Source organism: Mycobacterium sp. (assembly GCF_049280035.1).
In the GTDB taxonomy this organism is placed as follows: Bacteria; Actinomycetota; Actinomycetes; order Mycobacteriales; family Mycobacteriaceae; genus Mycobacterium.
The window spans coordinates 1-10,991 of record NZ_JBAPPI010000422.1 but is presented as its reverse complement, the minus strand read 5'-3'; the positions used below and the strand labels follow the sequence as shown (position 1 = coordinate 10,991).

Annotated in this window: 9 protein-coding genes and 2 pseudogenes; 2 read left to right on the top strand and 9 right to left on the bottom strand. The window is 65.8% G+C overall.

All coding sequences use genetic code 11. From position 1 onward, the window contains the following. Positions 1-2,385: leucine--tRNA ligase (leuS, locus tag WAN71_RS14095; protein WP_422225928.1), on the top strand; the 2,385-nt coding region annotated here is incomplete at its 5' end. On the opposite strand, the gene WAN71_RS14090 is transcribed toward leuS, so the two are convergent. The 9 genes and pseudogenes from WAN71_RS14090 to WAN71_RS14050 all read right to left on the bottom strand — a co-directional run bounded on the left by WAN71_RS14090 (position 2,386) and on the right by WAN71_RS14050 (position 10,555). After that, complete coding sequence (locus WAN71_RS14090; protein WP_422225927.1) at positions 2,386-3,054, bottom strand: SDR family oxidoreductase; 669 nt, start codon at positions 3,052-3,054, stop codon at positions 2,386-2,388. Positions 3,055-3,104: 50 nt separating this feature from the next. Next, entirely contained in the window at positions 3,105-3,611 is a 507-nt protein-coding gene (locus tag WAN71_RS14085; protein WP_422225926.1) for a MarR family winged helix-turn-helix transcriptional regulator, read from the bottom strand. 55 nt (positions 3,612-3,666) lie between these two features. Continuing rightward, positions 3,667-4,407, bottom strand: a complete 741-nt coding sequence (locus tag WAN71_RS14080) for an amino acid ABC transporter ATP-binding protein (protein ID WP_422225925.1) — start codon at positions 4,405-4,407, stop codon at positions 3,667-3,669. After that, positions 4,407-6,200 (bottom strand): annotated as a pseudogene (locus tag WAN71_RS14075) (ABC transporter substrate-binding protein/permease). The gene WAN71_RS14080 and the pseudogene WAN71_RS14075 overlap by 1 nt, the downstream one beginning before the upstream one ends. A gap of 21 nt (positions 6,201-6,221) precedes the next feature. Beyond that, on the bottom strand, positions 6,222-6,839 hold the full coding sequence (locus tag WAN71_RS14070; RefSeq protein WP_422225924.1) for a GntR family transcriptional regulator: 618 nt from the start codon (positions 6,837-6,839) through the stop codon (positions 6,222-6,224). 69 nt (positions 6,840-6,908) lie between these two features. After that, positions 6,909-7,715: an LLM class F420-dependent oxidoreductase gene (locus WAN71_RS14065; protein WP_422225923.1), complete on the bottom strand. Its 807-nt coding sequence runs from the start codon at positions 7,713-7,715 to the stop codon at positions 6,909-6,911. Between the two features lie 24 nt (positions 7,716-7,739). Further along, positions 7,740-8,642 carry an alpha/beta fold hydrolase gene (locus WAN71_RS14060; RefSeq protein WP_422225922.1) on the bottom strand — a complete coding sequence of 301 codons (903 nt, stop codon included), beginning with the start codon at positions 8,640-8,642 and terminating at the stop codon, positions 7,740-7,742. A 218-nt stretch (positions 8,643-8,860) separates the two neighbouring features. Beyond that, on the bottom strand, positions 8,861-9,958 hold the full coding sequence (locus WAN71_RS14055) for an inositol-3-phosphate synthase (protein WP_422225921.1): 1,098 nt from the start codon (positions 9,956-9,958) through the stop codon (positions 8,861-8,863). Between the two features lie 54 nt (positions 9,959-10,012). Further along, positions 10,013-10,555, bottom strand: coding sequence for a PadR family transcriptional regulator (locus WAN71_RS14050; protein WP_422225920.1), 543 nt, complete (start codon positions 10,553-10,555; stop codon positions 10,013-10,015). Between the two features lie 247 nt (positions 10,556-10,802). Here WAN71_RS14050 and WAN71_RS14045 point away from each other — a divergent pair. Then, positions 10,803-10,991: pseudogene (locus WAN71_RS14045) on the top strand (alkanesulfonate monooxygenase); the annotation flags it as partial.

Sequence of the window (10,991 nt, the reverse complement as noted above, 5' to 3'; positions counted from 1 at the left end):
CAGTGGATCTTCCTGCAGATCTACAACGCGTGGTTTGATACCGCCGCGAACATTGCCCGACCGATCGCCGAGCTGGTGTCCTCATTCGATTCCGGCGCCAGGAAATTGGATGACGGCCGGGATTGGGCGAAGCTGTCGGCGGGCGACCGCGCCGACGTGATCGACGCTCACCGCTTGGTCTACCGGGCGGATTCGATGGTGAACTGGTGTCCGGGGCTGGGCACCGTGCTGGCCAACGAAGAGGTCACCGCTGACGGCCGAAGCGACCGCGGTAACTTCCCGGTGTTCCGGAAGCGCTTGCGGCAGTGGATGATGCGGATCACCGCCTACGCCGACCGGTTGCTCGACGACCTCGACGTGCTGGACTGGCCGGACAAGGTCAAAACCATGCAGCGCAACTGGATCGGCCGCTCGACCGGCGCCGCCGCGCTGTTCGCGGCCCGCACAACCGACGGCGAGACGGTGGATCTGGAGGTGTTCACCACCCGGCCAGACACCCTCTTCGGTGCCACTTATCTGGTGCTCGCCCCCGAGCACGACCTGGTCGACCGCCTGGCCGCGGCCGAGTGGCCGGCCGGGGTAGATCCGCATTGGACCTTCGACGGCGCCACACCAGCTGACGCCGTCGCCGCCTACCGGCAGACCATCGCCGCGAAGTCCGACCTGGAGCGCCAAGAGAACAAAACCAAGACCGGGGTCTTCCTGGGCAGTTATGCGGTCAACCCGGCCAACGGCGAGCAGGTGCCGATCTTCATCGCCGACTACGTGCTGGCCGGATACGGCACCGGGGCGATCATGGCGGTTCCCGGCCACGACCAGCGCGACTGGGAGTTCGCCCACGAATTCGGGCTGCCGATCGTCGAAGTCATTGCCGGCGGCGACATTTCCGAGGCCGCCTATGCCGGCGACGGGGTGCTGGTGAACTCGGGCTACCTGAATGGAATGGACGTGGCGACGGCCAAGGCAGCCATCACCGCGCGGTTGGAATCCGACGGCCGCGGCCGGGCGCGCATCGAATTCAAGCTGCGCGACTGGCTTTTCGCGCGGCAACGCTATTGGGGCGAGCCCTTCCCGATCGTCTACGACAGCGACGGTCGTCCGCACGCGCTGGACGAGGCCGCGTTGCCCGTCGAATTGCCCGACGTCCCGGACTACGCGCCGGTGCTGTTCGATCCCGACGACGCTGAGAGCGTTCCATCCCCGCCGCTGGCCAAGGCGACCGACTGGGTACACGTGGAGCTGGACCTCGGCGACGGGTTGCAGCCCTACACCCGCGACACCAATGTGATGCCGCAGTGGGCCGGCAGCTCCTGGTACGAGCTGCGCTACACCGACCCGCACAACTCAGAACGGTTCTGCGCCAAGGAGAATGAGGCCTACTGGATGGGTCCGAGGCCGGCCGAGCACGGCGCCGACGATCCGGGCGGCGTCGACCTATACGTCGGCGGTGCTGAACACGCAGTGCTGCACCTGCTGTATTCGCGGTTCTGGCACAAGGTGCTCTACGACTTGGGTCACGTCAGCTCGCGCGAGCCTTACCGTCGGCTGATCAACCAGGGCTACATTCAAGCGTTCGCCTACACCGACGTCCGCGGGGCTTACGTGCCGGCCGCCGACGTGGTCGAACGCGACGGCGGGTTCGTCTATCCCGGACCCGACGGGGAGATCGAAGTCTTCCAGGAATTCGGCAAGATCGGGAAGAGCCTGAAGAATTCGGTGTCGCCGGACGAAATGTGTGACGACTACGGCGCCGACACGCTGCGGGTGTACGAGATGTCGATGGGCCCGCTGGAGGCATCCCGCCCATGGGCCACCAAGGACGTTGTCGGGGCGCACCGCTTCCTGCAGCGGGTGTGGCGGCTGGTGGTTGACGAGCAGACCGGCGGCATCCTGGTCATCGACGATGCGGATCTCGACACCGACACGCTACGGCTGCTGCACCGCACTATCGCGGGTGTCGCCGAAGACTATGCGGCACTGCGCAATAACACCGCGGTGGCCAAGCTGATCGAGTACACCAACCACCTCACCAAGCAGCACCGCGATTCGATGCCTCGCGCAGCGGTCGAGCCGTTGGTGCTGATGCTGGCGCCGTTGGCGCCGCACCTGGCCGAGGAGTTGTGGCAGCGACTGGGCCACCCGTCGTCGCTTGCCCACGGGCCGTTCCCGGTGGCCGACCCCGACTACTTGGTCGAGGACAGCGTGGAGTACCCGGTGCAGGTCAACGGCAAAGTGCGCGGCCGGATCACGGTGCCCGCCGGCGCCGACGCCGACGCGGTGGAAGCCGCTGCGCTGGCCGACGAGAAGGTGCAGACATTCCTGGCGGGCGTCGAACCGAAGAAGGTGATCGTGGTCCCTGGACGTCTGGTCAACCTGGTCGTCTAACTAGCTGCGGGGGCGCAGCACTACCTCGTGCAGGTGACCGTCGGGCGGGGTGGCCACCGCGCGGGCCACCACCTCGGCAACGGTGTCCGGGCGCAGGAACTGCTCGGCGTCGTAGTCACCGCCCTCGAAGGACACCAGCTCACGCTGCATGTCGGTGTCGGTTCGACCGGGAAAGACGGTGGTGACCCGCAGCGACGGCTCGCTTTCACGCAGCGAGTCAGCGAACGCGCGCAGCGCGAACTTGCTCGCCGAGTACGAGGCCATCCCCAGCGAAGCTTTGCGCCCTGAGCCGGAGTTGATGAACACCACCTGACCGTCTGTGCGCCGCAGAGCCGGCAGCACCGCCAGCGTAAGGGCCACCGCGCCAATGACATTCACTTCAAAGGTGGTGCGCCACTCATCGACGGTGGACTCGGCGACCCGCCCCGGGAACGACACCCCGGCGTCGTGGATCAGCACGTCGAGCTCACCGATCGAGCCGGTGGCCGCGGGGATCGCATCGGTGTCGGTCAGGTCCAGCGGCAATATCGTGGCGGCGAGCCGCTCTGCGGTAGCGTGCAGCGCAGGCGAGGGCCGTCCGGCCAACAGCAAGGTGTGCGTCGGTGCCAGGGCGGTGGCGATGGCGGCGCCGATCCCCCGGCTCGCACCGGTGATGAGCGCGGTCCGCATGCCCGCCAGCTTAAGGACAGCAAGCGTTTGGGCTGCTCAAACGCGAATTGCTAGGCCTGGTCGCCGTTGGTCTGGGCCGCCGCCGGGCTACCTACCGGCTCGCTGGCTGCCAGCCGCTCCAGCGGCGCGAGCGCCTTGGTCAGCGTCTCCAAATCGGGCCCGCTCAGCTGGCTGAGCAGCGCTGCCAGGGCCGCGACCCGGTTGGTCAAGGACTCGCGGTGAACAGCCAACCCCCGCGGGGTGATGTCGACCAGCACGGCACGCAGGTCCGACGGGTCACGCGAGCGCTTCACCAGGCCGATCTTCTCTAGCCGGCGGATCGCCACGGTCGTGGTGGGTGTTCGGACGCGTTCGTGCGCGGCGAGATCGGTCATCCGGATCGGACCCTGATCGAGCAACGTGAACAGGATCGACAGCTGGGCCAACGTCAGGTCCCCGGCGGCTTCCTTGCCGGCGCTGGGGTCACCGCGGCGCAGGACGGAGAACAGCTTCGACAACGTGCGGTGAAGCCCCTCAGCCAGCTCGGTCTCTGACACCGTGGCCTCGCGTTCCGCCATAGTTCGCCAGTCTAACCTGTCTGGAAGTTAACAGACCCAAAAAACGGTTTTGCTGTCAAAGTACTTGCGACAAGAATTTCTGCAACCGCTCGGTTTTTGCGGCCTCGAAAATTTGGTCCGGCGGCCCGGTTTCCACCACCTGACCATGGTCCATGAAGACGACGGTGTCGGATGCCGACCGGGCAAAACCCATTTCATGGGTGACCACAAGCATTGTCATGCCGTCGCCGCCCAGATCCGCGATCAGCGCCAAAATTCCCTTGACCAGCTCGGGATCCAGCGCCGAGGTGGCCTCGTCAAAAAGCATCACTTGGGGCGCCAACGCCAGCGCGCGGGCGATCGCGACTCTTTGCTGCTGCCCACCCGACAGCGCCCCCGGACGGCTATCGGCCTTGTGTTTCATGCCCACCCGGTCCAGCTGGGCCAGCGCCAGCTCGCGGGCCTCGTTGGCAGCGAGGCGTTTGAGCTTGCGCGGCGCCATGATGACGTTGTCCAGCACGCTGCGATGCGGGAAGAGGTTGAAATGCTGGAACACCATGCCAATCCGCTGCCGCAGCCGGTTCGGGTCGTCGCCGAGCACCGACCGCCCGTCGAGCAGGATGTCGCCGCGATCGGGCTCGTGTAACCGGTTCAAAACCCGCAGCAGCGTCGACTTGCCGGAACCCGACGGGCCGATCACCGCCACCGTGCGGCCGGCCGGCGCGTCGATATCAACCCCGCGCAGCACCGCATTTCGGCCGAAGGACAGGTGAATATCCTTGCCCGCCAACGATACTGACTCTGCTGCCCGGTCCATTACGTCATTTCCTGGCTGGTCGTTGTTGCGATCCGGTCGAGCGGGTTCTCCGGCTCCGTCGCGGCCCGGCCCTGGCGGAGTCGGCGGTCGACGAGGTTCACCAGATGGGTCAGCGGGATGGTCAAGATCAGGTAGAAGAGTCCCGCTGCCACCAGCGGTGAGAGGCTGCCGGTCTGCGCGTTGAAGTCCCGGCCGACCTGGAACAGCTCGCGTTGACCGGCGATGAGCCCGAGGAAGTACACCAGCGCCGAGCCCTTCAACATCGCGATGAACTGGTTCACCAGCGCAGGCAGCACCCGGCGGATGCCCTGCGGTATCACCACCAGCTGCATCGAGGCGCGGTAGCTCAGCCCCAGCGCTCGGGAGGCTTCCAGCTGGCCGGGCTCGACGCTTTGGATGCCGGCGCGAAAGATTTCGCCCACATAGGCGGCGGCGGTCAGCCCCAGTGCGGCGATGCCGAGCGGGTACGGATTGTTGTTGGTCAGCCCGCCGACGATCGGCCCGATGCCCAGCCCGATCAGCAGGATGATCACCACTTCGGGCAGGCCGCGGAAAATGTCGGTGTATACCCGCGCCGGCCACCGCAGCCAGCGGGCACGCGAAATGCCGGCGACCGCGAGCACCATGCCGATTGCCAGGCCGATGACGCTGGAGCTGACCGTCAAAATCAGCGTGTTGGGCAGCCCGGTCTTCAATAGCACCGGGATGGTCTGCTTATAGAGGTCCCAGTCGAAAAAGGAGTCCCGCAGTTGGGTCAGCGTCGATTTGGGCGGGGCCGCCGCGTCCAGCGAGCGGTGATGGCGCTCGGCGATCGCCGCGAAGTCCGGGAGGTGCGGCGTCAACGCCGACTTCGATCCCGGCTTCCAGCCCCGCGGCAGCGGCCGCGGTACCCAGTCGGTGTACAGCCGCGCCCAGGTGCCGTCTGCGATCACGGCGTCCAGCCCGGCGTTCAGCGCGGCGATGAGCGGCTGGTTGTCTTTATCCACCGCATAGGCCACGTAGTTCCCCAGGCCGAACGTGTAGCCGGCGATGGCCGCGGTGTCGCCGGGCCGCATCACGTTAGTCGCCTCCATCGCAGGCGCTACCCAGGCATCGATCTGGTGGGTTTTCACGCTGGTGTACACGGTGGTGAAGTCCGGGAACTTCACCGGCTCCAAATGCAGGGTGTCGACGACGTAGGCCTCTTCGACGGTGCCCTACACGACGCCGATCCGCTGCCCGGGTCGCAGGTCGTCAAACCCGTCGATCGCCGAACCGGACGGCACGATCAGCGACAAGTAGCCGAAGTCGTAGCCGTTGGTGAATCCGACCGTGCGACGGCGCGCTTCGGTGGCCATGATCGACGACGAGCCGACGTCGAAGCGCCGCGACGCGACCTGGGCCAGCAGTCCATAGAAGTCGGTACCGGCGAAGACGACGTCTAAGCCCAGCTTGGCGGCGATCGCCCGCAACAGCTCGTTGTCATAACCGGTGAAGCGCCCCGCACTGTTCAGGCAGCTGGTTGGGGGACCGCCCGGCTGGGTGCCGACGGTCAGCGTTCGAGGTGTACGCAGGCCCAGCGCGTCGATGTTCACCGAACTCAACGGCTCGACGTCGGCGGTCGTGTACTTGTCTTCCTGGGGCCGGTTGGCGGTGGCCAGCTTTCGGGGCAGTGCGATCGCGCCGTCTTTTCCCGACGGCTTGCACAGGTTGGTGTCGGCCGCGATAGGCGGCGCCAATGTCAGACCAGTGAGGCTGCATATCAGCAGGATCGTGGCGAGCAGCGCAAGCAGCTTTGCGGCGTTGACGTTCATATCGGCGAACGTACCGGCCGGTTAGAACACCCCGGCGGCGTTGTCCGACGGGGCGAGCACTCCGCGCCGGACCAGTTCGGTCAGCATGACCTCGGCCATCAGGTCGGCGCAGCCGCTGCACGCGGCCCGGGCGCGTTCGGGGTCGCGGTGCCGGATGGCCGCGGTCTCGTCTTCGTAGAACGGCAGCATCTCGGCGACGATGCTCGGGTAGCTCAGCAAGAACGCCCGCGGAATCAGACCCTGCGAAGCACGGAGCGCCGCGTGCAGTCGCGGCCCGGCGTACTCATCGTCAACGGCACGCCGATACTCACGCACGGCTCGTTGGAAGGCGCGCGGTTCCTTGCAGTTGCGCAGCGTGCGCAATATGCCGTCGAGCTGTCCCAGGATGTGTGGGGTGGGGTTCGCCGCGGCGCGCGCCGAGGCGATGCCGTTGAGCACGCCATGCAACTCGTAATGCTCGCGGATGGTCTGTTCGTCGAAGCGCTCGACGAACGCGCCCCGGTGATAGCGAGTCGACAGCAGCCCGTCGTGTTCCAGCTGAACGATCGCTTCTTGAATAGGGACGCGGCTGATGCCTAATTCGGTGGCGATTTCGTTGCGGTCAACGCGGTCGCCGGTGCGCAGCTTGCCCGTCAGCACCTAGTTGAAGATGTGCGCAACAACCTGGTCCTTCTCTTTGGCCCCGTAGGTCTTCGGCATGTTTTGGACCTAACGGCGATCGCGCCAGCGGCACAACGTCTCGGCGCCCGCCAGGTCGTAGTCGGGGCCGGAGGCGCCGATGGTCAGCACGCTCACACCGAGCTCGGTCAGCTCCTCGGCTTCGGCGATCAGCCGATCCGCATCCGCGCCGCGGGTTTCACCGCCCACCGCAGCCGACCGTTCGATGTCGGCCGGATCACGCCCGACGGCGGTGCAGTGGTCGGCCAGGACGTTCGACTTGGCGGGATAGGCAGCGGCGGCGGTGAAGCTGTGCCAGATGTCGGCGTGCTCGGCGACGAGCCGCAAGGTCTTTTTCTCGCCGCCGCCGCCGATCAGTAGCGGAATGTCGCGGGTGGGAGCTGGATTGAGCTTGGCCAACCGGGACTTGATCCGCGGCAGCGCGGCGGCGAGATCATCCAGGCGGCTGCCCGCGGTGCCGAACTGGTAGCCGTACTGGACGTAGTCCTTGCGTTTCCAGCCCGAGCCGATACCCAGCAGGAGGCGCCCGTCGGAGATGTGGTCGACGGTGCGGGCCATGTCGGCCAGCAACTCGGGATTGCGGTAGGAGTTACAGCTGACCAGGGCGCCGATCTCGATGCGCGATGTCTGCTCGGCCCACGCGGCAAGCATCGTCCAGCATTCGAAGTGGGCGCCGTCTGGATCGCCGTAGAGCGGAAAGAAGTGGTCCCAGTTGAACGCGACGTCGACACCGATGTCCTCGCAGCGCCGCACCGCGTCACGGATGTTCCGATAGTGCGGGGCGTGTTGCGGCTGGAGTTGGACGCCGATGCGCAGCGGGCGGTCAAGGGAACTCATAGGACCAACGTAGGCGGTGGCGCCTCAGCCGCGGTCGAGGACTCCGCGCAGGATGTCGATCAGGGCGCGGGGTTGGTCGCTTTGCACCGAATGCCCGGAATTCTCGACGACGTGCACACCCCGAAACGCCTGCGCGCGTTGGCCGAGTTCGGCGGCGTCCTCGTCGCTGACGAAGCCCGAGGTGCCGCCGCGTACCAGCGTGATGGGCGCGGACAACCCGGCAACGTCGTCCCACAGGCTGTCGAAGTCGGGGAGTTCTCGGATGGTGTCGTAGCGCCACGTCCAGCGGCCGTCGTCGAGCCGGCGAGAGTTGTGAAATACCCCGCGGCGCAACGATTTCGGGTCGCGATGTGGCGCCGCGGCGGTGGTCAACTCGAGCATGGCCGCAAAGCTGGGGAATTCTCGCTCGCCATGCGCTAGAGCCACCGTGCCGAGCTGCTCCTGGGTCATCGCGGAATATCGCTGCAACGCTGACGGGGTGACGTCGACGAGGATGAGTTCACGCACCAGCTGCGGCGCGACCACGCCCAGCCCGATCGCGGTGAGCCCGCCCAGCGACATGCCGACGACGAGGTCGGCATGCGGCGCGAACTCGCTCAACACCGGGGCCAGGGCCGCGGCGTTGTGCTGCGGCGAGTAGTCGCCGTCCTCGCGCCACGCCGAATGCCCGTGGCCGGGCAGGTCCACGGCCAAGGCCGGCTGACCCAAACCGACAAGCACGGTGTCCCAGGTGTGCGCGTTCTGCCCGCCGCCGTGCAAGAAGATGAGCCGCGGCGGGGAGTCACCCCATTGCAGCGCGCTGATCGAATCGGTGTCGATCCGCTGCACGTGTGGCAAAGGTCCTGCAACGCCGGCCTGCTCGGCGTTTTCGGGTAGCAGCGCGAATTCGGAGAGCCCAACCAGTTCGTCGTCGGAGATGTCGGTCACGGGCTTTGACACTACGAACTAAAGGCGCAAGTGTCACTTTCGTACCACAAGTAGGTGTGTTGGGTTTGTGCCTGCCTCACAGCGACAATCTGTGTGACGCCGGCGCAATGCGGCTACGTTGTCGCTGTGAGGCGGGCACATCGTCCTACCCCAAACTTCTTGTGACTCATTTGAATTCATCAGCCGGACGGTGTCAGCGCCCGTCCATCGTCGTCGAGCTAAGTGTCGAAGATGAACTCTTCGAGCTGGGTACGCGCGACGTCGTCGGGCAGTTGCTTCGGCGGGCTCTTCATCAGGTACGCCGACGCCGGGATCACCGGTCCGCCGATGCCGCGGTCCTTGGCGATCTTGGCCGCCCGCACCGCGTCGATGATGACGCCGGCCGAGTTCGGCGAATCCCACACCTCGAGCTTGTACTCCATGTTCAGTGGCACGTCACCGAAGGCACGGCCTTCCAGCCGGACGTACGCCCACTTGCGGTCGTCGAGCCAGCCAACGTGGTCGGACGGGCCGATGTGGACGTCCTTGGTCTTGAACTCGCGCTGCAGATTCGACGTGACGGCCTGGGTCTTGGAGATCTTCTTCGACTCCAGCCGCTCACGCTCGAGCATGTTCAGGAAGTCCATGTTGCCGCCGACATTGAGCTGCATGGTGCGGTCCAGTTGCACGCCGCGGTCCTCGAACAGCTTGGCCATCACGCGGTGGGTGATTGTCGCGCCGACCTGGCTCTTGATGTCGTCACCGACGATCGGCACGCCGGCGTCGGTGAACTTTTTGGCCCACACCGGGTCGGACGCAATGAACACCGGCAGCGCGTTGACGAAGGCCACCCCGGCGTCGATCGCGCACTGGGCGTAGAACTTGTCGGCCTCTTCGGAGCCCACCGGCAGGTAGGAGATCAGCACGTCGACCTCGGCTTCGCGGAGCACCTTGACCACGTCGACCGCCTCGGCGTCCGAGACCTCGATGGTGTCGGCGTAGTACTTGCCGATGCCGTCGAGAGTGGGGCCGCGTTGCACCGTCACGTTGGTGGGCGGCACATCGGCGATCTTGATGGTGTTGTTCTCGGACGCGAAAATCGCCTCGGACAGATCGAAGCCGACCTTCTTGGCATCCACATCGAACGCGGCGACGAACTTGACGTCGCGGACGTGGTACTGACCGAACTTCACGTGCATCAAGCCGGGCACGGTGCTGTTCTCGTCGGCGTCGTAGTAGTACTGCACGCCCTGAACCAGCGAGGACGCGCAGTTGCCGACACCGACAATGGCGACCCGGATCTCGGGCTGCGCCCCTGGTGCCTGGTGCTCACTCATGCGGCGTTCTCCTTAACTGTCATCTGTGTCGTGGATGTTGTGGACTACTCGGCGCTAGGCCTGCTCAGCGCCCCGTTGCGCTAGACGTTCGGCCGCGATCAGCTCGTTGAGCCAATTCACCTCGCGTTCGCTCGACTCCAGCCCGAGTTGGTGTAACTGACGGGTATAGCGGTCCAGCGAGTTACTGGCCCGCGCCACTGCTTCACGCAGGCCTTCCCGACGTTCTTCCACCTGGCGACGGCGGCCCTCCAGGATCCGCATCCGCGCCGCGGCCGGCGTGCGGTTGAAGAATGCTAGGTGCACGCCAAAGCCGTCGTCGGTGTAGTTGTGCGGACCGGTGTCGGCCACCAGCTCGGTGAAGCGCTTGCGGCCGTCATCGGTCAATTCGTAGACGCGGCGAGCGCGCCGCACCGGGGTCCCGGCGGGGGCGGCGTTCTCGGCGATCAGCCCGTCCGCCTGCATCCGTCGCAATGCCGGGTAAAGCGATCCGTAGGAAAACGCCCGGAACGCCCCGAGCAGACCAGTCAGCCGTTTGCGCAGTTCGTAGCCATGCATCGGCGACTCGAGCAAGAGTCCCAGGATGGCGAGCTCCAGCATCGAGGCACCTCCTTTGCTCTGGTTTGCTCGGTCCGTTACAGCGACTCTTATGTCGAAGAACAGTCTCGCGTCATAGTATCGGCCCGATATATTCGGCGCCACTCCAGCTAGCCAGCTGATGTTCTCGCTCTGTTTAGCCGCTCTTGGCGCCGACGTCAGGGACGGTGGGTTGACCCGCTCGGCCGGTTGTAATCACCGTGGTTGCAAGCCTGTTGGTGGCGGCAGGCAGCAGGCATAAACAGATAGCGTGTCAATACATCCTCTTCATCTGCATTGGTTTCTGCCCACGTATGGGGATTCGCGCGACCTGATCGCCGGTGGTCACGGAAGCACCATGCACGGCGACCGGCCAGCCGATTTGAAGTACCTCATCCAGCTCGCCCAGGCCGCCGAGATCAACGGCTTCGAGGGGGTGCTCACGCCCACCGGTCAATGG

Bases quoted from the DNA above. Each gene is read 5' to 3' on its own strand.
- WAN71_RS14080 (WP_422225925.1), bottom strand. From the start codon at position 4,407: ATGGACCGGGCAGCAGAGTCAGTATCGTTGGCGGGCAAGGATATTCAC.
- WAN71_RS14050 (WP_422225920.1), bottom strand. From the start codon at position 10,555: ATGCTGGAGCTCGCCATCCTGGGACTCTTGCTCGAGTCGCCGATGCAT.
- WAN71_RS14055 (WP_422225921.1), bottom strand. From the start codon at position 9,958: ATGAGTGAGCACCAGGCACCAGGGGCGCAGCCCGAGATCCGGGTCGCC.
- WAN71_RS14085 (WP_422225926.1), bottom strand. From the start codon at position 3,611: ATGGCGGAACGCGAGGCCACGGTGTCAGAGACCGAGCTGGCTGAGGGG.
- WAN71_RS14065 (WP_422225923.1), bottom strand. From the start codon at position 7,715: ATGAGTTCCCTTGACCGCCCGCTGCGCATCGGCGTCCAACTCCAGCCG.
- WAN71_RS14090 (WP_422225927.1), bottom strand. From the start codon at position 3,054: ATGCGGACCGCGCTCATCACCGGTGCGAGCCGGGGGATCGGCGCCGCC.